Below are 22,696 nucleotides of genomic sequence, written 5' to 3' on the forward strand. Positions count from 1 at the left end.
CGTCTCACTGGGCCCGCACTCTCGGGTCGAGGAAGCGGTAGACCACGTCCGCCAGGAGGTTCATGATGATCACACTCGCGCTGAAGACGATGAAGGTGCCCTGGAGCAGGGGCAGGTCGGGGATCCTGAGCGCCTCGTACGTCAGGTAGCCGAGCCCGGGCCAGGAGTAGACGGCCTCGACCGTGATCGCGCCGCTGACCAGGATGCCGAGATGCATGAAGATCATCGTGACCGAGGGCAGCAGCGCGTTCGGCACCGCGTGGCGGCGCCGTACGGCGTCGTCGGTGAGGCCCTTGGCCCGCGCGGTCAGCAGGTACGGGCTGCCCATCTCGTCGATGATCGAGGAGCGCATGACCGTGACGTACTGGGCGAAGACCACCAGGACCATGGTCAGGCAGGGCAGCACCAGGTGCTTGGCCACGTCGACGATGTGCGCCCAGCCTTCCTGCGGCAGCGAGGGGTCGCTCATGCCGCCGGCGGGCAGCAGGCTCGGGATCGGGCCGACGCCCACGCTGAAGGCGACCAGGAGGATCATGCCGAGCCAGAACGTGGGCACCGACCACAGCGTGATCGACGCGCCGGAGGCGATCCGGTCGAAGAGGCTGCCGTGCCGCCATCCGCTGCGGATGCCGAGCCACAGGCCCAGGGCGATCGACAGGGCGGCGGCGGAGCCCATGAGCAGGAGGGTCGGCCAGAGCCGGTCGGCGACCAGCGACGAGACGGACTGCTGGAACTGCCAGGAGTAGCCCAGCTCGCCCCTGAGCGTGTCGCCGACGAAGGTGAGGAACCGCCGCCAGATCGGGTCGTCCAGGCCGAGCTGGAGCCGGATCTGGGTGAGCTGCGCCTCGCTCGTGGGGCGGCCCCTGGTCAGGGTGCGGACGGGGTCGGCCGGCATCAGGCTGAAGATCACGAACCCGATGACCAGGGTGACGAGGAAGCTCACCAGGGCGGCGCCCAGCTTCCCTGCCAGGTAGGGCAGGAAGCCGGAGCGCGCGGCCCCCTGCCCCTTGGCCTTGGCGGGGCCCGCGGCGGCGAGGCTACTCACGGTCGTCCGCGGTCGAGCGGCGCTTGAGCGCGATCCCGCCGCCGACGACGATGACGAGCAGGACGAGGCCGCCGATCCACAGCGCGCCGCCGCCGCTCTCCTCCTTGGCCGCGGTCACCTTGGCGGTCGCCGGCGCGGCCTTGAGGTAACCCCAGAACGAGTAGCTCTGCGCCGGGTACATGCCCTGCGCGTCCGGCTGTCCGATGATCATGCCGGTCACGGTGTCGGTACGGACCACGTCGAGGGTGTTGGCGTTGAAGTGCATCTGGTTGACGTCGGCCTTGTAGAGGATGCTCTGCATCTCGCCGACGATCCTGGCCCGCTCGTCCTGGTCGAACGTGGTGCGCTGCTTGTTGAACAGCTCGTCGTACTTCTCGTCGCAGAAGAAGGAGTCGGTGTTGCCCGCGGTTCCGTCGTCCTTGGGCAGCGCGGCGCAGGTCTGGATGCCGAGCAGGAAGGTCGGGTCGGGGCCCGTGGTCCAGCCGTCCATCAGCAGGTCCCAGTCGCCCTTGGCCAGGTCGCTGTTGAGCGCGCTCATGCTCAGGGTCTGGATCTTGAGCTTGATGCCGATCGTCTCCAGCCAGCCCTTGAGGTAGTTGGAGATGCCCGCGTCGTCCGTGTCGTCGGCGTGGATGCCGAGGCGCAGCTCCAGCGGCTTGCCGCTCTTGGGGTCGACGCGTACGCCGTCGCCGCCCTTGGTGTAGCCGGCGTCGTCGAGGATCTTGTTCGCCTGGTCGAGGTCGAACGGTGTCTCCTCGCCGGCGGCCGGCTTCCAGCTCCACTGCGGCCAGGCCGGGGGCAGGTAGCCGGCGCCGACCACGGCCATGCCGTCGCGCACCTTGTCGACAAGGGTCTTCCTGTCGGTGGCGAGCGCGATCGCGTGGCGCACCACCGGGTCGCCCAGCGCCGGGTGGCCGGTGCCGATCTTCTTGCCGGTGCGGGTGCGGGCGTTGTGATTGATCTCCAGACCGGTCCAGCCGTTGCCGACCTCCTGGATGGTCAGCAGGCTCTTGTCCGCCTGCAGCGCCTTGAACTGGGTCGGGTTCACGCCGTTGATGTAGTCGAGCTGGCCGCTGCGCAGCGCGGCGACCGCGGCGTCCACCGACTTGAAGCTCTGCTGGACCATGTGGTCGAAGCCGGGCCTGCCGAGGACGAAGTCCTTGTTGGCGTCGAACTTCGCGTACTGCTCGGGCTTGTGGTCCGTGAGCGTCCACGGGCCGTAGCCGACGAGCGGGAAGGTGTCGTTCTTGACGTCCTTGAGCTTCCCGGCCAGGGGTTCCCAGACGTGCTTGGGCACGATCGGGATGCCGCTGCGCGGGACGCTCACGTAGGTGACGTTGGCCTGGGGCTCCTTGGTCTTGATGACAAGGGTCGTCGCGTCGGGCGCGGTGACCGACGCGAAGTTGCTGACGAGGGAGCCGTTGGCGGTGCCCGCGACCGGGTCCTTCATGATCAGGTCGAGGGTCCAGGCGGCGTCCTCGGCCGTGAGCGGCGTGCCGTCGCTCCACTTCAGGCCGTCCCGGATCGTGAAGGTCCAGGTCAGCTTGTCGTCGGACTGCGTCCACGACTCGGCCAGGTACGGCCCCGGCCGGCCCTGCTCGTCGAGGGAGTTGAGCGTCGGGTAGATCGCGGCGAAGACGTCGTAGGCGCCGTCGAAGAAGGCGAGGAACGGGTTCAGGGTGTCAATGCCCGACCCCGACATCTTGACCCGCAGTGTGGTCTCCCCCTGCCCGGACGGGGCCGACGCCGCGGAGGCGGCGGATCCGGTCGCGTACGCGGTTCCGGGGCCGAGCGCGGCGCCGGCGAGTAACGTCCCGCTCAGCGCGCAGGCGGCCAGGGCCGACCGCACGCGTCGCGAATTGCCTGTCCCCATTGATGTCTCCTGGGTCGTTGGCATGCATGTGTCCAGGAATGCTGACGATCAGGAGGCACATCCCCAAGAGCCGTGAGGCTATACGGTCCTCAGCATCGAAAAGCCCGACGGTCCTGTCGTCCCACCGTCGCGTGCGCCTACTCTGAACCGGTCCCGCCGGGCGTCAGAGCGGGTAGCCGTACCGGCCGTGGAGGCGGACGAACCTGGCCAGGGTCAGGACCCGGCGGCGCTCCAGCCCGAAGGCGACGCGCTCGAACAGCACGACCTCCTCCAGCCCGCCCGTGCCGATCGGCTGCACCAGGCGTCCGCCGGCCCGGAGCTGCTCGGCCAGCGGCGCGGGGACCTGCGGATAGGCGGCCGACACGAGCACCGCGTCGTACGGCGCGCGTTCGGGCACGCCGCGGGTGCCGTCGCCCGTGAACAGCTCGACGTTGCCCACGCCGTGCCGGGCGAGGTTGCGCCGGGCCCGCTCGGAGAGGTCGGGCCGCAGCTCGACGGTCACGACGTCACCGGCGAGGCGCGCGAGCAGCGCGGTCTGGAAGCCGAGGCCGGTGCCCACCTCCAGCACGTGCTCGCCGCCGGACAGGCCCAGCCCCTCGATCATCCGCGCCGACAGCGAGGGCTGGGTCGTCACCTGGCCGTGCCCGATCGGCAGCGGCACGTCGTCGTACGCCTCCGGCGCCGCCTCGGCCGGGACGAACCCGGCGCGCGGCGTCTCGCGCACCGCGGCGAGCAGGCGCTCGTCGCGTACGCCCTCGGCGCGCAGTACCTCGGCGAGGGTCTCCGGCGACCCGGGCACGCTCACGCCTCCCGCGCCGCGAGCATGCCGTCCGGCTCGCGCTCCACCCGCACCCCGAACCCGCGGCTGACCCGGTCGAGGGTCCCGCGCATCCACTCGGCGTCGTCGGGCTCGGCGCGGCACAGCCGCATCTGCCGGGCCCGCAGCGGCGCGATGCGCAGCGCCATCGCCCGTCCCGACCCCGGGTCGAGCGTGGCGAAGTACAGCAGCCGCAGGTCGTCGCGGAACTCCTCGTATCCGGTGATGCCCTCGTAGTCGTCGATCAGGTCGCCGCAGCCGTACAGCACCAGCCTGCCCCGGTGCAGCTCGATCGGGCGCGGGTGGTGCGAGGAGTGGCCGTGCACGAGGTCCACGCCGCCGTCCACGAGCGCGTGCGCGAACCGGACCTGCGTCCCGAAGACCCGGTACCCCCAGTTGGAGCCCCAGTGGATGGACGCGACGACGACGTCCCCCGGCCGCTTCACGCGGCGCACCCGCTCGGCGATCCCGGCCGCGACGTCCTCCGAGAGGTCGTCCACGAAGTCGACGCCGGACCGGTTCGCCGTCGCCGCCCAGTCCGCCGGCACGCCGCTGGAGGGGGTGCCGAACGAGAAGAACAACACCCGCCCGCCGCCCGGCAGCGGCACGGCCGCCGGCGCGCGCGCCTCGTCCGCGTCCCGTCCCGCCCCCGCGGCGGTGAGCCCGGCGGTGGAGAGCGCGTCCAGGGTCTCGGCGAGCCCGGCGCGGCCGAAGTCCAGGACGTGGTTGTTGGCGAGCGCGCACGCGTCCGGCCTGGCCGCGGCCAGGCAGGGGAGGTTGGCGGGGTTCATCCGGTAGTGGACGGCCTTGCCGGGGGCGAAGTCGCCGCTCCGCGTGACGCTCGTCTCCAGGTTCAGCAGCCGCGCGGCGGGCGCGGCCTCCTCCAGCAGTGCGAGGGCGTCGCCCCAGGGCCAGGCGAAGCCGACCGGGCCGGGGATCGGCCCGTTCGCCGCCTCGGCCAGTTCGACGTACGTGCGGGCGTCGGCGACGTACGTCTCGCGCAGCCGGGGGTCGCCGGGGTGCGGCAGGATCTGGTCCACCCCGCGGCCGAGCATGACGTCGCCGCAGAGAAACAGCGTCACCGGGGACGCGCCCATGCCCCCCATCCTAGGAAGCCCGCCGGACGTCCCGGGAGACCCGGTCCCACCGGGCACCGAAATAGAACAAGTTCTTGCCAAGGGCGGAGCGGTCGAGGATGCTGGCGCACATGGATCCGATCACGCTGGAAGAGATCCGCCAGGTGAAGTACCGATACCTGCGCTGCCTGGACCTCAAGCTCTGGGACGACTTCGCCGACGTCTTCACCGAGGACGCCGTGGCGGAGTACGACACACCCCTGCTCCGCGACCCGCTGCGCCTGGAGGGGCGGGACGCCATCGTCGGCTACATGCGCGCCAACCTGGGCCCCGGCATGATCACGGCGCACCTCGCCGGCCACCCCGAGATCGAGGTGGACGGCGACCGCGCCACGGGGAGCTGGTGCCTCCAGGACACCGTCGTCGCCACCGAGTACCGCCTGCTGATCTACGGCTCCGCCTACTACACCGACGTTTACCGGCGCTGCCCGGACGGCCGGTGGCGGGTCAGCCGCACCGGCCACGAGCGGACGTACGAGTTCTCCGTCTCCTTCGACGACCTGCCGAGCCTGCGGTTCGGCGCGAACAGGTGGGCGCCGCCAGCCGCCGGGCCATTGACCATCTCTTAGAACGAGTTCTACTCTCATCCTCAACCAATCGCTTGGTACGAATCCCGTACCGCGGTCCGAGGGGGTTCGGTGGCCACGCAGTCATTCGCCCAGGCGATCGCCGAGGCCGAGCAGATCATCCGTTCGGCGCCCCACGCGCGCACCGAACAGGACCTGGCCGAGGGCCTCGACTACCTCGCCGGGAGCATCAAGGCCTCGCTGCACCTGGCGTGGGCCTACGAGCGCGACTTCCCGTTCTTCATCGCCTCCACCGGGCCGCACGCCAAGCTCGGCCTCGACAACCCGGACACCCTCTACTTCCACGCGTACATCCGGGACGACGCGGAGTACGTCGTCACCGGCCGCCGCGGCACCACCGCCGACCTCAGCTTCCAGGTGCTCAACGGCGACTACTCGCCCGCCCGGTCGCCCGACAGCCTCGCGGCCTTCGACGACCGCGCCATCGAGATCGCCCCGGACGGGACGTACGAGCTGCGGTTCGGCCCGGCGGGGCAGGGGGCCGGGCCCAACCGCTTCACCCTCGGGCCCGGCTCGGCGATGCTCGTCGTACGCGAGGTCTTCGGCGACTGGGAGAACGAGCGGCCCGGCGAGATCCGCGTCCACCGCGCCGACACGCTCGGCTCGGCTCCCCCGCCCCCGTCCGCGGAGAAGGCGGCCAGGCGCTACGACATCGCCGGGCGGATCCTGCTCTCGCGGCTGCGCACGTTCCTCGCCTTCCCCGAGTGGCACTACCTCTCGCTGCCGGTCAACACGATGACGGAGCCGCGCCCCACCCCCGGCGGCCTGGCCACGCAGTACTCGTCGGTCGGCCACTACGACCTCGACGACGACCAGGTCATGGTGATCACCGTGCCCGCCGCCGCCCGCGCGGACGCGCCGTACCAGGGGTTCCAGCTCGGCACCATGTGGTACGTCTCGCTCGACTACATCAACCACCAGACGAGCCTCACCTCCGACCAGGCGCGGGTCGACCCCGACGGCATGATCCGCTACGTGGTCAGCGAGCGCGACCCCGGCCTGGCCAACTGGATCGAGCGCACCGGCCACCGGCGCGGCTACCTGCAGATCCGCTGGCAACGGCTCGCCCGCGAGCTCAAACCGGAGGACGGCCCCGAGGTGGAGGTCATGCCGTTCGACGAGCTGCCGCGGCGGCTGCCCCACCACGACCGGCAGCGGGTGAGCCCCCGCGAGTGGGCGGACCGCATCGCCGCGCGGCAGGTCGCCGTCGCCAAGCGGATGCTCGGCTGATGCCGCGCGAGGAGGCGGGCCACCCGCTGCCGCTGGAGGGCAAGGCCGTCGTCGTCTCCGGCGTCGGGCCGGGCCTGGGCCGCGCGCTGGCCCTGCGGTGCGCGGGGGCCGGGGCGGACGTGGTGCTGGCGGCGCGCACCGGGTCGCGGCTGTCCGAGGTGGCCGCGGAGGTCGCCGCGCTCGGCCGCCGCGCCCTCCCGGTGCCGACGGACATCACCGACGAGGCGTCCTGCGGGCGGCTGGCCGACGCCGCGATGGAGGCGTACGGCCGGGTGGACGGCCTGGTCAACAACGCCTTCGCGATCCCGCCCCTGGCCGACCTCGCGACAGTGGACCTGGACGCGGTGCGCGCGGGCTTCGAGACGAACGTGCTCGCCGCGCTGCGGCTGACCCGGATCCTCACGCCCGCGCTCGCCGAGGGCGGCGGCTCCGTCGTGATGGTCAACTCGGCGGTGCTGCGGCACTCGCGGCGCACGTTCGGCGCGTACAAGATGGCGAAGACCGCCCTGCTCTCCCTCGCGCAGAGCCTCGCGACCGAGCTGGGGCCGCAGGGCGTGCGGGTCAACTCCATCGCGCCCGGATACATCTGGGCGGACAACCTGAAGTGGTACTTCGAGTTTCTCGCCCGCGAGCGCGGCGTCACCGCGCGGCAGGTGTACGACGAGACCGCCGCCACGACCGACCTGCTCCGCCTGCCGGAACCCGACGAGGTGGCCGACGCGGCGGTGTTCCTGCTGTCCCCCCTCGCCCGGGCCGTCACCGGGCAGTGCCTCGACGTCAACTGCGGCGAGTGGCACCACTGACCCCGGAGGGCTCCCGATGACGACGAGACGCGACGGCGTCGGCACGGTCGAGGACCTGCACGCCTCGGCCCGCAAGATCACCGGCCTGGACGACTTCGGCGAGGACGCCTACCTCGACGGCCTCGCAGTGTTGCTCGACTCCTACACCGAGGAGGCGGCGCTCACCCCGGCGGGCGCCAGGGCGCAGCGGGCGCTCCTGCGCGGCGCGCTGGTCGCCCGGCTGCTGTCGGAGGAGGCGTGGCGGCGGCACCCGGAGCACGCGGACGTGCCCGTCGAACGGCCGATCTTCGTCACCGGCCTGCCCAGGACCGGGACCACGGCGCTGCACCGGCTGCTCACCGCCGACCCCGCGCACCAGGGCCTCGAACTGTGGCTGGCCGAGGCGCCCCGGCCGCGCCCGGCGCGCGAGACGTGGGCGGACGACCCCGTCTTCCGGTCCATCCAGGCCGGCTACGAGCGGCACCACGTCGCGAACCCCGAGTTCATGGGCGTCCACTACATGTCGGCCGACACGGTCGAGGAGTGCTGGCAACTGCTGCGCCAGTCGATGCGGTCGGTCTCGTTCGAGTGCCTCGCCCACGTCCCGGCGTACTCGGCCTGGCTGGACGCGCAGGACTGGACGCCGGCCTACCGGCGGCACCGGCGCAACCTCCAGCTCATCGGGCTGCACGACACCGGCCGGCGCTGGGTGCTGAAGAACCCCAGCCACCTGTTCGCCCTCGACGCGCTCCTCGCGGTGTATCCGGACGCGCTCGTCATCCAGACCCACCGCTCCCCGCGTACGGCGATGGCGTCCATGTGCAGCCTCGCCGCGCACGCGAGCGCGGGCTGGTCGGAGGCGTTCACCGGGCCGGTGATCGGGCGGGACCAGCTCGCCCTGTGGAGCCGCGGCCTCGAACGTTTCCGCGCCGAACGCGCGCGGCACGACCCTGCGCGGTTCTTCGACGTCCACTACGACGACTTCGTGCGCGACCCCCTCGGCACGGTCGACGCGATCTACACCCACTTCGGACTGCCGCTCGCGGACGGGGCGCGGGCGGCGATGGGGCGGCTGCACGACGAGAGCCGCTCGGGCCCGCGCCGACCGGCGCACCGGTACACGCTGTCGGACTTCGGGCTGACCGGCGAGGAGGTCGACGCGCGGTTCCGGTGACCGGGACGGCGGCGCGCGCGGGTACGGCCCGGCCGCCTAGCCTCCGCGTGGAAGAAGCTCTCCGGGCCCGCGCCGCCCCACCGCGGCGGAGGCCGGGCTCCGGGAGCGCCCGCCGCGCACGGAGGTGACCGTGACACGTTCGGAGTGGTCGGACCGCCGGGAGATCCACGAGGTCGTCCTGCGCTACTGCCGGGGCGTCGACCGCCTCGACTTCGACCTCGTCCGCTCGGCGTATCATCCGGACGCGATCGACCACCACACCGGCTTCGAGGGGTCCGTGGACGACTACCTCGCCTGGGTCGAGCCCAAGCTCCGGGCCCGGCGCGGCGGCACCATGCACATCCTGGGAAACCACCTCGTCGAGCTGCACGGCGACGAGGCGGTCGCGGAGACGTACGGCACCTCCGTGCACTGGGGCGAGCCCGCCGACGACGTGCGCGCGAACTTCACCAGCGGGGTGCGCTTCGTCGACCACATGACGTACCGGGACGGCCGCTGGGCCATCTCGGAGCGATGGGCGGTCCGGGAGTGGACCCGCTCGGAGGTCGGCCGGTTCGTGCCCAAGGAGGGCGACGGCCCGTCGGGGCGGCGGGACGAGCACGACCCCCTCATCCTGCTCCAGCGGCGCGTCTCGTCCGGGAAGGCGGGCTCGTGAAGGTCGGCATCAGCTCTCCCGTCGTCGCCCTCGCCGGAGACCGCCCCGAGTGGGAGCGGCACGCCGGGGTCGCCGAGCTGGTGCGGGTCGCCGAGGCGGCCGACCGGCTCGGGTTCGACTTCATGACCTGTGGCGAGCACGTGGCCGTGCCGCGCGGCATCGCCCGCGGCGAGCGCTTCTACGACCCGCTCGCCACGTTCTCGTTCCTCGCGGCGCGCACCGAGCGGCTGCGCTTCCTGCCGTACGTGCTGGTCCTGCCCTTCCACCACCCGCTCGAACTGGCCAAGCGGTACGGCACCCTCGACCATCTCAGCGGGGGCCGTCTGGTCCTCGGGCTCGGCGTGGGGAACCTGCGCGAGGAGTTCGACCTGCTGGGCAAGCCCTTCGACGACCGGGGCCCGCGCTCCGACGACGCCCTGCGCGCGCTGCGCGCCGCCCTGTCCACCCGTGTCGCGTCGTACGACGGGCCGTACTACTCGTTCACGGACATGGTGATCGAGCCGCACGCCGCGCAGGCCCGGGTGCCGTTGTGGATCGGCGGCCACAGCGCCCGCGCGCTGCGCCGCGCCGTCACGCTGGGCGACGGCTGGGCCCCGGCGCCGCAGGCGTTCCGGGGACCGTCGCCGCGCCGGATGCGGGAGATGCTCGACTCGGTCGAGGCCCCGCCGGGGTTCGACGTCCTCTTCACGCCCGGGACGCGGCTCGACCCCATCGGCCGGCCGGACGAGGTCGGCGAGCTGATCCGGACCGCCGAGGAGGCGGGGGGAACCCGGATCAACCTGACGGTCCGGCACGAGTCACTCGACCACTACCTGGACCAGCTCGAGGCGTTCGCCTCGCTCGCGTTCCACGACCGGGCGGCCTGAGGCGGGCGGTCTGAAGCGGGCGGTCTGAAGCGGGCGGTCTGAAGCGGGCGGTCTGAAGCGGGCGGTCTGAGCGGACTGCCGGGGCCTGAGGCGGACCGCCGCGCTCGGGGTGCCCGGCCCGCGACATGCCGGCATAGAGCGGGACCAGGACCGGCACCGGCCCCGGTGGGCGAAGCCCCGGCTGGACCGGCTTCGCCCACGGCGGCGCCTCCGGGGCGGGCTCGGGGCGTCGGGCCCCGCACTCTATGATCCCGATCATGTCTGCCGCGCCTCCCCGTCGATCCGCCCACCCAGAGCACGGCGATCCGCGAGGCGGGCGGCTGCTGCTGAGCCTGGCCTGGGCCTCCCTGGCGTTCCTGACGTTCGGCGTGGCCGTGCCGTTCCTGCTGGCCCACGCCGCGTACCGGCTGCGCAGCCGGGCGCAGGCGATCGCGGCGGCCGTCCACTGCGCCGTGTGGGCGCTCGTGCTCACCTTCCGCGCCACGCTCGCCGGAGTACCGACCGCCGACTGGCGCTGGTCCGTCGTGGCCGCCGTCTGGCTGTTCGGGCTCTGGGCCGGTGGGACGATCCACGTCATGGCGCTGCGCGACAACGTTTTCCGCCGCTGACGAACCCACCGAAGCCGCCGAAGCCGGCGGGCCGCGGACGCCCACGCACGGCCGATCACCATGACGCCGCGAACCTGAATAATTCCTGGCATGTCTGAACATGGTGTACTACGAGGCTTCTTAGCGGGCTGTCTGGCCGTGACGGCGCTCTCCGGGTGCGCGGCGGTGCGGGACGCGCTGACGGACCCCGCGGTCCGGGACGTGCTGGCGGACCCCGCGGTGATCGACCCCAGCCGGCCCTTCCAGGGGTCGCCGTCGGAAAGCTACGCCGACGGGGCCGACGGCATCGTGATCCCCGAGGCCGCTCCTGTGGGGAGGTTTCCGGCCTCCGACGTCGAGGACGCGTACCGGACCAGCAAGCGATTGCTGGTCGCCGCCCACCTCGACCGGCAGACATTGCTCGGCGGCGCGCCGGAGGCGTTCACCGCACTGCTCGATCGCCGGCAGCGCAAGCACTTCCTGAAGCACCTGGACAGCAAGGACCGGGACAAGGACACCCGCGGCTGGGTGACCAGCTTCGCGCCCGGCTCGGTGGATCTCGTCGGCGACGTGATCAAGGTGAAGTCCGGGATGTCCGCCGAAGCGGGCAAGGACGACCAGGGCAGGCCGGAGCTGTGGGTGAACTACACGTTCCGGGCGGTGTATCCGGTACGCCCCAAAGGGGCGGACGGTCCGGTGACCCGGGTGATGGCCTTCGTCAAGGCCCGGCACGAGTACTGGCGGAACGAACCGGACGGCCCACTGCGACACTGGGACGGCGACAGCGTCGACATGTGGTCGGCCGGGACGGAGTGCCATTCCCCCGACGGATTCCTGCGCCCCGACTACGTCGGCCGGATGGATGCCGTCGCCACCTCGGACGCGTACGACGACCACGCACCGGCCCTGGAGAAGGACGAATGCGGGGTGGTCGGGGAGATCTGACCCGCTGAGCGCGGCGTGAAGGTCCTCTCCGGGACCCGCCCGCCGGAGCCCGTCCAGATCGCGGCACCCCGGACAGCGGGGCGGGCCCCGGCGTCAGTGCCGCCGGGGCCCGCTGGAGGGTGTCGCGAGAGTCACGACCTCCGGATCACGGAGCGTCGTAGCCCAGGGTGTACGAGCCGCTGCCGCTGTACGCGTAGACGCGGTAGCGGTAGTAGCCGGAGGTGCCGTTGTAGGTGAGGGTCTCGTCCGGGCCGGCCGAGGTGCCGCTGGCCACGGTCGACCAGAGGCCGAGGCTGTTCCGCTTCTGCAGGTACAGGTCGAAGTCGGTGCCGTTCGGGCCGTCCAGGCAGGCCGTGTGCGTGCCGGACGTCGTGACCTGGAAGCCGGACGTGCCGGGCTGGTACGCGTTGCTTCCCGAGCTGAGCGTGCCGGTGGCGGTGTGCTGCTTGCCGCTACAGGTACCGCCGCCGCTGCCCACGGTCAGGGTGAAGGTGGCGGTGTGGGTGGCCGAGCCGCCGGCGCCGGTCACGGTGATCGGGTAGGCGCCGGACGGGGTGGACGCCGACGTCGAGACCGTCATGGTCGACGAGCTGCCCGAGGTCACCGACGACGGGTTGAACGAGGCGGTCGCGCCGGTCGGCAGGCCGGAGGCGGAGAGGGTGACCCCCTGCGCCGTGCCCGACGTGGTCTGCGTCGCGACCGTGGCGGTCGCCTGCTGGCCCGCCTGGACCGTCGCCGAGGCGGGGTTGAGCGTCACGGAGAAGTCGTTCCCGCTGGTGTTGCAGGTGGTGGGCTCATTGGCGGCCGCCGGCACGTTCACCGCGTTCCACGCCGCCTTGGTCGCGTTGTACTCGGCGCAGGATCCGGGGAAGAGCTGGATCGCGGCCTCGAGGGACGCCTTGCGGACCAGCGAGTGCGTCCAGGTGGAGGTCTTGCGGTTCAGCGCGCCCATGAAGACCTTGCCGGCCTTCTGGATGCCGATCCCCGTGACGGTGGAGCTGTTGCAGGTCGGGCTGACCGGGTTGCCGTTGGTCGGGTTCGAGCCCTCGGCCAGCAGGTAGAACCAGTGGTTCTGGATGCCCGCGCCGGCGTGGACCTCCATGGGAGGCACGGACGACGAGTAGCAGTCGGGGTTGCCGGAGATGAGGGACGGCTTGTGCATGTACCTGATCGGGCCGCTGCCGACGAGGTTGACCCCCTCGCCCACCGTGTAGTCCGGGGTGTCGAGGCCGGCGGGCTCGTTGGCGTAGTGCTCGGTCAGGGCGCCGAAGATGTCGCCGGTGGACTCGTTGAGTATGCCCTTCTCGTTGCTGCCGGTGGAGCCGCCGGGGGTGGTCTGGAAGATCGCGTGGCCGAACTCGTGGGCCACGACGTCGATCGGCGTGGCCTGGCGCTTGTTGTCCTGGGAGTGGCCGAAGTTGGTGTAGCTGCCGTTCCAGTACGCGTTGACGTCGTTGAGACCCACCCGGGCGGGGAAGCCGCCGCCGGTGCCGTTGATGCCGTTGCGGTCCAGCCAGTCGCGCAGCATGTCCCATTCCTTGCCGACGGCGAAGAGCGCGTCGACGCAGGCGGTCTCCAGGTCGGTGCCGGAGCCGCTGCCCCAGGAGTCGCTGCTCTTGGTGTACGTCGTGCCGTTCTGGCCGCCGCAGCGGATGCCGGACCGGCCCGGGTCCTCCATCGAGTACGTGGTCGTCGTCGGCGGGTTCGGCGCCTTGGTGCCGATCGTGACCGGGTTGCCGTTGTAGTAGCTGTTGCCCTGGCCGTCGACGACCTCGTCGGACTTCTCCACGACCTCGCCGGTCAACGCGTCGACGAAGACGTGCATCTTGCTCTCGCGGCCGTTGTTCGTCCCTTCCGCGACGACCTCGTACGCCAGCCGGCCCGTGCCCTCGGCGATCACGGTCAGGCGGGGGGTCGAGGTGCCGGTGGCCTCGGTCACCTGCGCGCGGGCGACCTCGGCGGCCTTCTCGGCGGAGATCTTCGGGGTGATGCCGACGTTGAGCACCTTCTCCTGGGCGACGGACGTGCTCAGCACGCCGCCCTTGGCGTCGGTGACCACGACGAAGTCTCCCCCGTACACCGGCAGACCGCTGTAGGTGCGGGTGTAGGAGACGTAGTTGAGGCCGCCCTGCCCCTCGACGACCTTGTCGCGCTGGAAGGCGTCCTTCGCCGAGGCGTACAGGGCGGGCGGCTTGGCGTCGACCAGGCGGTCGGCGCCGCGGGCGGCCTGGGCCGGGTCGGCGGCGGGACTGGCGCCCGCCGCCGTGGTCGGAGACAGGCCGACGAGTAGTCCCGCGGCCGTGGTGACGAGCGCGAACGCGGCAATGCGTTTCACACGACGCTCCTTCTGTTCGTGACGCGTTTGGGGGAGATGCGTCACTGGGGGGTGAACGAGACGAGCGAAGTTTGACTCGAATCTGACAAACGTGTCAATAAACGTGAAAAGTTAAATGTTTTACGGACGAAGCCCTCACGAACCGAAGGGTTTTCGGTCAAGAGAGGGCAGGCCGGTGAGCGGCGCGAACCCGCCACCGAGCCGGTTGAGGGAAATCGCCATGACGTTTTACGCGCTTCGCGGCATTGACACGGTCCACCGTGGAGCGTTCACTCTAGATCGATCGTTCACGTCGAGGCGATCATCCGCGGCGCGGGAAGAGAAACGGCCGCCAGGGCCGATCCGGCGGAGACATGATCATTCGCATACGCCCGTACATGACGAAACCCCGCCATTCCCGGAGAAAGGCGGGGAAGAATCGCGCCGGACGGCGGTGGAGTTTACGCGGGGAGAAGGCTGACGTCGCCGGAACCGGTGCGGATCACGACCTTGTGCGGCGATTTAGGATCGGTCGCCACCGAGACCGTCGTATCGCCCGAGTTCGTATCGGCGTTCACGTTGTACGGCCCGTCGGGAAGCATGATCTTCGCGTCCCCGGAGCCGGCCACCACGTCGACGTTGTCGGGAGCGGAGGCGTACTTCAGCGTCGCGTCGCCCGAACCGGCCTCGAGCCTGAGCTCCGAACCCGTCATCCCGTCGCCGTCCAGGTCGCCGGAGCCCACCTTGGCCTTGATCGGACCGCTCAGCGCCTTCAGGCGGACGTCACCCGACCCGGTTTCCACCTCCACCCGCAGGCCCTTGGGCACCGTGACCACGTAGCCGACCGAGCAGTTGTCCATGGCGTGCGGGCACTCGTAGGTCAGCACAAGGGCATCGCCCTCCACCTTGTGCTCGGCGACGGGCTTGCGGGACGACCAGCGGAGGGTCTCCTCCACCTCGACGACGTCGGCGTCCGCCTCGCCGATCTCGATGTCACCCGCGTGGCCCACCAGGACCACCCGGGCCACCTTGTCCTTCACCTCGTAGCCGAGCGTCTCATGGTTGGCCGCCCGCCCGAAGTTCTGCAAGCCGCACCCGGTCACAAACGTCGCGGCGATCAGCAGACCACCCGTTATCGCCATCATCTTCACAAGGAAGATCATGCAGCACCTTCCGCCGCCGCGCAGTCAGGTATACCCCCCGATGCCTTCGGGGGGATGCCCGCCTCCAGGCGAAAACACCGCCTGGACGGCCGCCGCCACTTCGGCTCGAACCGCACGCCGAACGCGCCACGGCCGCGCGGGGGCCCGGGCGCGGGCGGGTCGCCGCCGAGCCGATCGAGGCCGGTCGAGGGGAATCGCAGGCGTTTCACGCGCTTCGCGGCATTGACGCGGTACGCCGTGGCGCGTTCACTCCAGATCGATCGTTCACATCGAGGTGATCCTCCGTGAAGCCGGAGAGGGAGGCGGTCGCCATGGCTGATCCGGGTCGCCCCGGACCGGCCGGCGGGCCCTCCGCCGGCACGCGTCCGCGCCTGCCTGAGGAGGACGATGGCCCATGACGGCCCCGCGACCGGCGCGGGACACACCCTGGACGGAACGACGCGAGACGGGTCGGCACGGACTCCGTCCGCGCGGGACGCGCTCATGGACGCCTGCGAGCGGCTCATGGGCGCCCGGGGGTACCACGGCGTGTCGATCGCCGCGCTGTGCGAGCGGTCCGGTTATCCGACCGGGTCGCTTTACCACCACTTCGGGAGCAAGGCCGGTCTCCTCACCGCCGTCCTCGAACGCGGCGCTGGCCGCGTCCGGGACACGCTCGCGGAGGTCGACCGCCTGGACGGCCCGGCGGCGGACCGGATCGACGCCTACTTCGAGGCGCTCATCTCACTGGTCGAGCGGTACCCCGACTTCCACCGGCTGGTCATGTTCGTGATGCTGGAGGAGGGCGCCGACCACGAGGTCGAGCGCGTCCTGGCCGCGCTGCGGGCGCGGGTGTTCTACCACACGAGCCGCATGATGGGCAGGCTGCTGAGCGAGGGCGGGTTCGCCGCGCCGGAGCCTCTGGTCCACGAGCTGTCCGACATGGCCATGGCGCTGCTGATGGGCTGGTTCACCCTCGCGACCCCCGACGTGCGGGGCATGGTGAGGCGGTTCCGGACCATGGTCACGGCGACCCTCGGGCCGTCCTGACGACGCCGGGGCCGGCTGCGCGGCCCCGGGTGACCCGTATCGCCCGAAGTATGCTGTCGCCGCGAGTCTCACTTTCAGCGCAGGGCCGGGATCGGGGGTCGCGTGGCTTCGGGACGGTTCGGAACACCCCTGGTCGTGGTCATGGGCGTGTCGGGCTCGGGCAAGTCGACGGTGGCGCGCGCCCTCGCCGAGGCGCTCGGCGCCGACCACGCCGACGCCGACGCGTTCCACGACGAGGGCAACCTGGCCAAGATGCGCGCGGGCGTGCCGCTCGACGACGCCGACCGCGTGCCGTGGCTGCGCGCGGTCGGCGACTGGCTCGCCGCGCGCGGCCCGGCAGGGGGCGTGGTCGCCTGCTCGGCCCTCAAGCGGTCGTACCGGGACATCCTGCGCGAGCGAGGTCCGAGGGCGTGGTTCCTCCACCTGGCCGGGCCGCCGGAGCTCGCCGCCGCCCGGGTCGGCGGACGGGAGGGGCACTTCATGCCGGCCTCCCTGGTGGCCTCGCAGTACGCCGCGCTCGAACCGCTCGCGGAGGACGAGCCCGGACTCACCGTGGGGTTCGCGCGCCCGCTCGGGCAGATCGTCGAGCGGGCGCTGGCCGCGCTCGCGGCCAGAGCGGACCGCCCGGAGGAGGGCCCGGCGGAGCGGTGACGCCCGGCCCTCCTCACCCTGCTGACCGGGACGGCCCGCCGCGGTCGGCGGAGCGCTCCGCGGCCTGGCGGGGGCCGCGGTCCTCGCCGGCGAGGGCGTGCTCCGGCACGGGTACGTGGCGGGGGACGCGCAGGACGAAGCGGGCGCCGCGGCGACTGTCCTCGATGGTGAGGGTGCCGCCGTGGCGCTCGGCGATCTGCCGCGCGATCGCCAGGCCCAGTCCCGTGCCGCCGGGGTCCCTGTGCCGGGACGCGGCCAGGCGGACGAACCGCTCGAACACGACCTCCCGCTGTTCGGGCGGCACGCCCTCGCCGTCGTCGCACACCTCCAGCACCGCCGTATGGGAGTCGCAGCGCACCGCGACGGTGATCCCGCTCTCGGCGTGACGTTCGGCGTTGTCCAGGAGGTTGGTCAGAAGGCGGGCCAGGCCGATCGGGTCTGCGTTGATCACCACGCGGGGGGCGAGGTCGCGGTGCACCGAAACGCGGCGGGGCCGCCGGTCCAGCTCGGAGGCGACCAGTTCGGTCAGGTCGACGCGGGTGTGCCCGCCGGACACGCCGGCGTCCAGGCGGGAGATCTGCAGCAGGTCGGTGACCAGGGCCTGGAGTCGCTCCACGCTGTCCAGCAGCGCGGTCGACATGCTCTGCCAGTCGGTCTCCTCGGGGTACATGAGCGCCTCCTCGATGCGGGTGCGCATCGCGGTGAGGGGGCTGCGCAGGTCGTGGGAGGCGTCGGAGGCGAAGCGGAGCTGCTGCTCGACCGCGCATTGGGCCCGTTCCAGGGTCCGGTTGGCGATCTCGGCCAGGTCCCGCAGCTCGTCCCGGTACTTCGGCAGCGGGATCCGGTGTCCGAGGTCGCTGGCGGTGATACAGGCGAGCTTGGCGCCGATCGCGCGCACGGGTTCGAGGGTCTTGCTCACGGTCCAGTACGTGCCGAACGCGGTGACCACCAGCACCAGGAGCGTGCCGCCGAGCAGCAGGACCGGCAGCAGCGGGACGCCGTACCACGGCGGAGGCGGGGCGGCGGCGTACAGCCGCCAGGTCCCGTTCGCCAGATGGATGGGGACGTCGATGACGAGCATGCACCGCCCGGGGAAGGCGCGCAGGTCGCACAGTTCCTTGATCCGGTACGTCGCGGACTCGGGGGTGAACGTCGCCATCGGCGTCCTGCTCGCGATGTTCTTGGACGACGCCACCAGCGTCCCCCGGGGGTCGAAGAGCTGGGCCGCCTTGCCCGGGCCGTCCGGCAGGGTGGCGGGCGGGCCGTCGATCACGGTCTGCTCGACGACGCCCATCGCCCAGGCCACCATGGCGGCCTTCTGGTACTCCAGCTCCCGCCCGCGTACGGCCAGCAGGGCGAGCACGGCTCCGATCGCGCACAGCAGCGTCATGACGACGCACGCCACCACGGTCAGGCGGGTCCTGATGGAGCATCGGCGCCATGAGCGCACCCTCATCACCCCCTTGGGCCGCGGCATGACCCTTAGGACAACCTCTTGCCGCAGAACGGGAGACTCAGCACCAATACACCGCAAACGTCACTAGGCGTGCACGGAATGTCCACACCATGGTGAAGGGCCGCAAAGGGCCGGGCACGCCGTGTCAGACCGGATCGCAGACCGGTTCCGCGGCGGAGCCGTGGCGCCGCAGGCCCACGGCGATCACCGCGAGGCAGCCCGACGCCAGGAGGGCGACGACCGCGAGCATCACCGTGTAGGGGGTCACGGCGGACAGCGCCGCCAGCGCCGCCGGCACGAGGAAACCGGTGTAGGTGATGGCGTAGTAGACGCCGGTCAGCCCGGCCAGGTCCTCGGCGGTGGCGATGCGCTGGACCTCCAGCAGGCCGGAGACGAGGGCGATGCCGTACGCCGCGCCGAGCAGCACCCCGCCCGCGGCGCCCAGCCACGGCGAGCGCACGGCGGCGTTCGAGGCGCTCACCGCCATGCCGGCCGTCATGAGGGCCATCGCCGTGAGGACGGGCCAGGCGGTGGAGCGGCCGCCCAGCCGCTTGGCCAGCGGCTGGACCAGGACTCCGGCGCCGAGCGTGAGCACGGTCAGCAGCGTGGCGTACGCCAGCCCCCAGTGCCCCACCCGGTCGGCCACGAGCTGCGGCGTCACCGCGTACGCGATGCCGGCCGCGCCGAACACCCACGGCGCCATCGGCACCACCACCCACAGGAACCGGCGGTGCCCGGCGGAGGGCACCCTCAGATCGGAGCGCAGGCTCCGGCGGCCCCCCGCCCGGGCCCCGATCCGCCCTTCTGCCCGCCCCTCCGCCCGGCATGCGCGCGGCCGCGTCTCGGGGACCCGCGCCAGGCCGGCCAGCGCGGGCAGGGCGACCGCTATGTGCGCCGCGTACGGCGTCACCATCGGCCACGGCCCCCACTGCGCCAGCACGCCCGCCACCCCCGCGCCGAGCCCGAAGCCCGCCGTCAGCGACAACGAGGCGCGCCTGGCCCCCGTCCCCGCGTCCGCCTCCGGGTCGAACGGGCCCTGCGACAGCTCCTTCATCCAGCTCGTGCCGACCGCCATCGCGATGCCGACGCCGACCCCGGCCAGCAGCCGCCCGGCGTAGATGAACGCCTCACCGGCCACCCCCACCGCCAGGACGGCGCTGGCCAGCGCCGACAACGCCGTCCCGGCCAGCATCCAGGGTTTGCGCCCGTGGCGGTCCGACAGCGGACCCGCCACCAGCAGCCCCGGGACCAGCCCCACGACGTACGCCGCGAGGAAGGCGTCGACGGTCACCTCCGAGTAGCCGCCGGTGTGCCGGTACATCAGGAGCAGCGGGGTGAACTGGTTGCCGCCCCACCCGCAGCCGAACATCGCCGCCGCCGCGAGCCACCAACGCCGCACGGACCGTGCGCGCCCAGAACCGGCGCTCCCGCTTCGATCGTCCCCGGCGGTCCGCCTCGCTCCCGTCCTCGCCTCGCCGCCGGTCGCGGTGTCCGTCCGGTCGTCGGTCACCCTGTCCATGTGCCTTCGTCCCCTATGGCCGCCGCGCCGCCTCGAACGCGCGGTGGGTGGCGTCGAGGTGGGCGCGCAGCGTCTCCTCGAACCGCGCGACGTCACGGTCGGCGATGGCGTCCACCAGCGCGCCGTGCTCGTTCACCAGCACGGCCAGCCGTTCGGGGCGCGGGTGCAGGGCCTGCGCGGCCATCCTGAGCTGGCGGTCGCCCAAAGAGGCGTAGAACCGTTCGGCCAGGACGTTGCCCGACGCGGCGACGATCGCGAGGTGGAAGGCCTGGTCCGCGCGCGCGAACGCCGGAGTGTCCACGCGCTGGGCCGGGCCGGTCTGCCCTCGAACGATCTCCCGCAGCCGCTCGACCACCCGGCCGAGCGCCACGTCGTCCAGCCGGAGGAGGCGGCGCATCGCCAGGCATTCCAGCGCCTCGCGCACCTCCAGGACGTCCTCGCCCTCGCCGGGCGCGAGGGGCACCACGACGGCTCCGCGCTTCGGGAAGAGCCGGAGCAGTTCCTCGGCCTGGAGCCGCAGGAACGCCTCACGCACCGGCGTCCGGCTGACGCCGACCCGTTCGGCGATCTCTCCCTCGCTGATCAGCTCACCGCCGGAGAGCCGCCCGCTGACGATCAGCTCTTTGGTGAACTCGTAGGCCCGCTCCGCCGCCGCGAGCGGGGCGCGCCCCGCCTCGTGCCCGGTGTCCGCCATCGCCCGCGCCCTCGCAACATAGATACAAGAAAGATGCAACAAGGATACAGGCGCCGGCTCTATGACTTTCCGGGAGGCCCGACGGCCGCGGGCCGCGCTCCGAGGAACGGACGCCGGCGTCGTAGGAGCGCGAGGCCGCCCGGTGCGTTCGGCCGATCCCGGCGGGCGTCACCACGCCGCCGATGCCCCGCGGTCCGTCGGCTCACCGGCCGGGAGAGGCGGCCCGGGGCCCGGCGCGGCCGGGGGCGGGTCAGGCCACGGAGTGGTTGATCGTCCCCGTGTACACGCCCGCGACCGCGGCGGCGGGCACGTTCACGACGACGGTCGGGTTCCAGATGGCCGTGTTGACGCCCGAACCGGTGGTCTTGCTGAACGCGGTGCGCGAGACGTCCAGCGACTGCGCCGCGGCGGCGTCGGCCTGGCCGGGGACGAAGGTGCCGAGGCCGGTGGTCGAGGTGGCCGCGCCCGACCAGTACAGCACCGCGGTGGTGGGAACGGTCTCCGCGGCGGTGCCGCCGCCCGTCTTGAACCCCGCCGCCGCGATCACCGACGCGGTCCAGGTCGCCGTGAGCGCGGCCCGCTGGTCCGACACCTCGACCGCACCGAGGTGGCCGCTGATCTGGCCTCCGGGGACCCCGCTCCCGACGCTGACCGGCCCGTCGGGCACGCTGATCGTCAGCCCGTTGGGGGCGGTCACCGTGAAGGTGACCGTGGTGGAACACGGGGTCGAGCTGTTGCAGGTGCCCGCCTCCGCCGGCAGCACGGTCACGACGGCCGCCACCAGGCTCGCCACTCCGGAAACCACCACGCCGCGACGGCTTGCGGACATCCCCGCTCCTCCACATGCATCCACGCCGCCGCTCAGGGGCCGGCCTTCGCGGCTCATCCTGACGGCGGTGATCTCCGGAGTGCGGTGTCCGGCCTCGCGCATGGCAACTCGTCATCGAGTCACGGGCTTCCGTTGACCTCCTCCCTCCGCCGTACGAAGGCCCGGAGCCGGCGGGGGAGGAGCCGCCGGTCAGTCGCCTCCCGCGGCCCGCACCGGCTCCTGCGCGGCGCCGGCCGCGGCGGCCGGGACGCCGAGGCCGCGGTCCGCGACCAGCCGTGCGCTGCCCTCGGCCAGCCGGTACGACAGCCCCACCACGGCCACCCGTCCGGCCGCGACACCCTCGGCGAGGACGCGGGACCGGTCGGTCAGCAGGTCGACGGTGTTCCGGATGTGCTCGTCCACGATGTCGTCGGGCCTGCTGAGCCCGGCGGCACGGGCCGCGAGCACGCTCGGGGTCACCCGCTCGACGATGTCGCGCACGTACCCTCCGGGGGCCGGGCCCTCCTCAAGCGCCGCGCGCGTCGCGGCGACCGCGCCGCACGAGTCGTGGCCGAGGACGACGACCAGCGGGCAGCCCAGCACGCTCACGCCGTACTCGATGCTGCCCAGCACCTCCGGCCCCAGCACGTGGCCCGCCGTACGGACGACGAACAGGTCCCCGAGACCCCGATCAAAGATGATCTCGGCGGCCAGGCGGGAGTCCGAACAGCCGAAGAGCACGGCGAACGGATTCTGGAGGGGCGCCGTCTCGGCGCGGCGGACGGCGTTCTGGTTCGGATGCTGCGGATGTCCGTTGACGAACCGTTCGTTGCCGGCGAGCAGCGTCTCAAAGGCTTCGGCGGGCGTCAGTGCCCCGGTGTCTTTCATGCCCGCAGATTACGACCAGGCTCGCGGTGCTCCCCGCGCCGGGCCGCCCTTGACCGCGCGCGCCCAGGAGGACCCGTGGCCGCGGGGCCGGCCGATCCGCGCGCGGCCCGGCAAGCCGCACCCCGAGGGAGCGAGTCGGACGGGTCCGGGCGCGGCGGCGGGGCCGCCGGGGGCGAGCACGGCCGGAGGCGCGTCTCCTTCAGGGGTCGGATCGCTGCGGCTGCTCCTGGGGCGGCTGCGGCGCGTACGAGACGCGGCCGTCGGGGAACGGCAGGGCGCTGGCGAGCGGCCTGGCGCCGGTCAGCCCGAGCAACTGGCGGATCCACGCCTCGATGACGGGCGGGATAGGCGTCGGAAACTCGGGCATCGTCATGTCATCCCCTTACAGAGCCGGTCCGGGGGGACTGTCGCAGGGTCCGCCTGCCGACGGCCTCACCGAAACGATATCAAACCGTTACGAACGGTAATGAAGCGGCC

Annotated in this window: 22 protein-coding genes; 10 read left to right on the plus strand and 12 right to left on the minus strand. The window is 72.3% G+C overall.

Annotation, left to right across the window (positions count from 1 at the left end; all coding sequences use genetic code 11):
• Positions 1 to 4 precede the first annotated feature (4 nt).
• The 4 genes from AWQ70_RS18800 to AWQ70_RS18815 form a co-directional block, all read right to left on the minus strand.
• Positions 5 to 1,045, minus strand: coding sequence for an ABC transporter permease (locus tag AWQ70_RS18800; protein WP_067177779.1), 1,041 nt, complete (start codon positions 1,043 to 1,045; stop codon positions 5 to 7).
• Positions 1,038 to 2,918, minus strand: coding sequence for an ABC transporter substrate-binding protein (locus tag AWQ70_RS18805; protein ID WP_084517370.1), 1,881 nt, complete (start codon positions 2,916 to 2,918; stop codon positions 1,038 to 1,040). The genes AWQ70_RS18800 and AWQ70_RS18805 overlap by 8 nt, the downstream gene beginning before the upstream one ends.
• 163 nt (positions 2,919 to 3,081) lie before the next feature.
• Positions 3,082 to 3,723 (minus strand): protein-L-isoaspartate(D-aspartate) O-methyltransferase, encoded by a 642-nt coding sequence (locus tag AWQ70_RS18810; RefSeq protein WP_157530169.1) that lies wholly within the window; start codon positions 3,721 to 3,723, stop codon positions 3,082 to 3,084.
• Positions 3,720 to 4,832: a CapA family protein gene (locus AWQ70_RS18815; RefSeq protein ID WP_067177784.1), complete on the minus strand. Its 1,113-nt coding sequence runs from the start codon at positions 4,830 to 4,832 to the stop codon at positions 3,720 to 3,722. Before AWQ70_RS18815 ends, AWQ70_RS18810 begins: the two co-directional genes overlap by 4 nt.
• A gap of 110 nt (positions 4,833 to 4,942) precedes the next feature.
• Between AWQ70_RS18815 and AWQ70_RS18820 the strand changes: the two genes are divergently transcribed.
• The 8 genes from AWQ70_RS18820 (at position 4,943) to AWQ70_RS18855 (ending at position 11,697) form a co-directional block, all read left to right on the plus strand.
• Positions 4,943 to 5,440: a nuclear transport factor 2 family protein gene (locus tag AWQ70_RS18820; RefSeq protein WP_067177787.1), complete on the plus strand. Its 498-nt coding sequence runs from the start codon at positions 4,943 to 4,945 to the stop codon at positions 5,438 to 5,440.
• A gap of 69 nt (positions 5,441 to 5,509) precedes the next feature.
• Entirely contained in the window at positions 5,510 to 6,688 is a 1,179-nt protein-coding gene (locus tag AWQ70_RS18825; protein ID WP_067177790.1) for a hypothetical protein, read from the plus strand.
• Positions 6,688 to 7,491, plus strand: a complete 804-nt coding sequence (locus tag AWQ70_RS18830) for an SDR family oxidoreductase (protein WP_067177792.1) — start codon at positions 6,688 to 6,690, stop codon at positions 7,489 to 7,491. Before AWQ70_RS18825 ends, AWQ70_RS18830 begins: the two co-directional genes overlap by 1 nt.
• A 16-nt stretch (positions 7,492 to 7,507) precedes the next feature.
• On the plus strand, positions 7,508 to 8,644 hold the full coding sequence (locus AWQ70_RS18835; RefSeq protein ID WP_067177794.1) for a sulfotransferase family protein: 1,137 nt from the start codon (positions 7,508 to 7,510) through the stop codon (positions 8,642 to 8,644).
• Between the two features lie 130 nt (positions 8,645 to 8,774).
• Complete coding sequence (locus AWQ70_RS18840; protein WP_245647032.1) at positions 8,775 to 9,299, plus strand: nuclear transport factor 2 family protein; 525 nt, start codon at positions 8,775 to 8,777, stop codon at positions 9,297 to 9,299.
• On the plus strand, positions 9,296 to 10,165 hold the full coding sequence (locus tag AWQ70_RS18845; RefSeq protein WP_067177798.1) for an LLM class F420-dependent oxidoreductase: 870 nt from the start codon (positions 9,296 to 9,298) through the stop codon (positions 10,163 to 10,165). Before AWQ70_RS18840 ends, AWQ70_RS18845 begins: the two co-directional genes overlap by 4 nt.
• A gap of 257 nt (positions 10,166 to 10,422) precedes the next feature.
• Positions 10,423 to 10,773, plus strand: coding sequence for a hypothetical protein (locus AWQ70_RS18850; protein WP_067177800.1), 351 nt, complete (start codon positions 10,423 to 10,425; stop codon positions 10,771 to 10,773).
• Positions 10,774 to 10,911: 138 nt separating this feature from the next.
• Positions 10,912 to 11,697 (plus strand): hypothetical protein, encoded by a 786-nt coding sequence (locus tag AWQ70_RS18855; protein WP_067177802.1) that lies wholly within the window; start codon positions 10,912 to 10,914, stop codon positions 11,695 to 11,697.
• 145 nt (positions 11,698 to 11,842) lie between these two features.
• Here the strand turns inward: AWQ70_RS18855 and AWQ70_RS18860 are convergent, their stop codons facing one another.
• Both AWQ70_RS18860 and AWQ70_RS18865 read right to left on the minus strand, forming a co-directional pair.
• Positions 11,843 to 14,032, minus strand: a complete 2,190-nt coding sequence (locus tag AWQ70_RS18860) for a M4 family metallopeptidase (protein WP_067177804.1) — start codon at positions 14,030 to 14,032, stop codon at positions 11,843 to 11,845.
• 440 nt (positions 14,033 to 14,472) lie between these two features.
• Positions 14,473 to 15,174, minus strand: a complete 702-nt coding sequence (locus AWQ70_RS18865; protein ID WP_245647033.1) for a DUF4097 family beta strand repeat-containing protein — start codon at positions 15,172 to 15,174, stop codon at positions 14,473 to 14,475.
• A gap of 387 nt (positions 15,175 to 15,561) precedes the next feature.
• On the opposite strand from AWQ70_RS18865, the gene AWQ70_RS18870 reads away from it, so the two are divergent.
• Together AWQ70_RS18870 and AWQ70_RS18875 are read left to right on the plus strand one after the other, a co-directional pair.
• A complete protein-coding gene (locus AWQ70_RS18870; RefSeq protein WP_067177806.1) occupies positions 15,562 to 16,203 on the plus strand; it encodes a TetR/AcrR family transcriptional regulator in 642 nt (213 codons plus the stop codon).
• Between the two features lie 102 nt (positions 16,204 to 16,305).
• A complete protein-coding gene (locus AWQ70_RS18875) occupies positions 16,306 to 16,854 on the plus strand; it encodes a gluconokinase (protein ID WP_245647034.1) in 549 nt (182 codons plus the stop codon).
• Between the two features lie 13 nt (positions 16,855 to 16,867).
• Here the strand turns inward: AWQ70_RS18875 and AWQ70_RS18880 are convergent, their stop codons facing one another.
• From AWQ70_RS18880 to AWQ70_RS39035, 6 genes are all read right to left on the minus strand, one after another.
• A complete protein-coding gene (locus tag AWQ70_RS18880; protein WP_245647035.1) occupies positions 16,868 to 18,331 on the minus strand; it encodes a sensor histidine kinase in 1,464 nt (487 codons plus the stop codon).
• A 124-nt stretch (positions 18,332 to 18,455) separates the two neighbouring features.
• Positions 18,456 to 19,709 carry an MFS transporter gene (locus AWQ70_RS18885; RefSeq protein WP_067178066.1) on the minus strand — a complete coding sequence of 418 codons (1,254 nt, stop codon included), beginning with the start codon at positions 19,707 to 19,709 and terminating at the stop codon, positions 18,456 to 18,458.
• 133 nt (positions 19,710 to 19,842) lie between these two features.
• The gene (locus AWQ70_RS18890) at positions 19,843 to 20,523 is read right to left on the minus strand and encodes a GntR family transcriptional regulator (protein ID WP_067177810.1); all 681 of its coding nucleotides are present in this window, start codon (positions 20,521 to 20,523) and stop codon (positions 19,843 to 19,845) included.
• Between the two features lie 250 nt (positions 20,524 to 20,773).
• A complete protein-coding gene (locus AWQ70_RS18895) occupies positions 20,774 to 21,352 on the minus strand; it encodes a hypothetical protein (RefSeq protein WP_067177812.1) in 579 nt (192 codons plus the stop codon).
• Between the two features lie 189 nt (positions 21,353 to 21,541).
• Positions 21,542 to 22,219, minus strand: a complete 678-nt coding sequence (locus tag AWQ70_RS18900; protein WP_067177814.1) for a carbonic anhydrase — start codon at positions 22,217 to 22,219, stop codon at positions 21,542 to 21,544.
• A gap of 199 nt (positions 22,220 to 22,418) precedes the next feature.
• Positions 22,419 to 22,592 carry a hypothetical protein gene (locus AWQ70_RS39035; RefSeq protein WP_157530170.1) on the minus strand — a complete coding sequence of 58 codons (174 nt, stop codon included), beginning with the start codon at positions 22,590 to 22,592 and terminating at the stop codon, positions 22,419 to 22,421.
• Positions 22,593 to 22,696: the final 104 nt, after the last annotated feature.

This window comes from Microtetraspora niveoalba (assembly GCF_001570405.1).
Lineage (GTDB): Bacteria > Actinomycetota > Actinomycetes > Streptosporangiales > Streptosporangiaceae > Microtetraspora > Microtetraspora niveoalba.

Bases quoted from the DNA above. Each gene is read 5' to 3' on its own strand.
- AWQ70_RS18850 (WP_067177800.1), top strand. From the start codon at position 10,423: ATGTCTGCCGCGCCTCCCCGTCGATCCGCCCACCCAGAGCACGGCGAT.
- AWQ70_RS18895 (WP_067177812.1), bottom strand. From the start codon at position 21,352: ATGTCCGCAAGCCGTCGCGGCGTGGTGGTTTCCGGAGTGGCGAGCCTG.
- AWQ70_RS18900 (WP_067177814.1), bottom strand. From the start codon at position 22,219: ATGAAAGACACCGGGGCACTGACGCCCGCCGAAGCCTTTGAGACGCTG.
- AWQ70_RS18865 (WP_245647033.1), bottom strand. From the start codon at position 15,174: ATGATCTTCCTTGTGAAGATGATGGCGATAACGGGTGGTCTGCTGATC.
- AWQ70_RS18830 (WP_067177792.1), top strand. From the start codon at position 6,688: ATGCCGCGCGAGGAGGCGGGCCACCCGCTGCCGCTGGAGGGCAAGGCC.
- AWQ70_RS18820 (WP_067177787.1), top strand. From the start codon at position 4,943: ATGGATCCGATCACGCTGGAAGAGATCCGCCAGGTGAAGTACCGATAC.
- AWQ70_RS39035 (WP_157530170.1), bottom strand. From the start codon at position 22,592: ATGACGATGCCCGAGTTTCCGACGCCTATCCCGCCCGTCATCGAGGCG.
- AWQ70_RS18870 (WP_067177806.1), top strand. From the start codon at position 15,562: ATGGCCCATGACGGCCCCGCGACCGGCGCGGGACACACCCTGGACGGA.
- AWQ70_RS18815 (WP_067177784.1), bottom strand. From the start codon at position 4,832: ATGGGCGCGTCCCCGGTGACGCTGTTTCTCTGCGGCGACGTCATGCTC.
- AWQ70_RS18835 (WP_067177794.1), top strand. From the start codon at position 7,508: ATGACGACGAGACGCGACGGCGTCGGCACGGTCGAGGACCTGCACGCC.
- AWQ70_RS18890 (WP_067177810.1), bottom strand. From the start codon at position 20,523: ATGGCGGACACCGGGCACGAGGCGGGGCGCGCCCCGCTCGCGGCGGCG.
- AWQ70_RS18880 (WP_245647035.1), bottom strand. From the start codon at position 18,331: ATGCCGCGGCCCAAGGGGGTGATGAGGGTGCGCTCATGGCGCCGATGC.
- AWQ70_RS18805 (WP_084517370.1), bottom strand. From the start codon at position 2,918: ATGGGGACAGGCAATTCGCGACGCGTGCGGTCGGCCCTGGCCGCCTGC.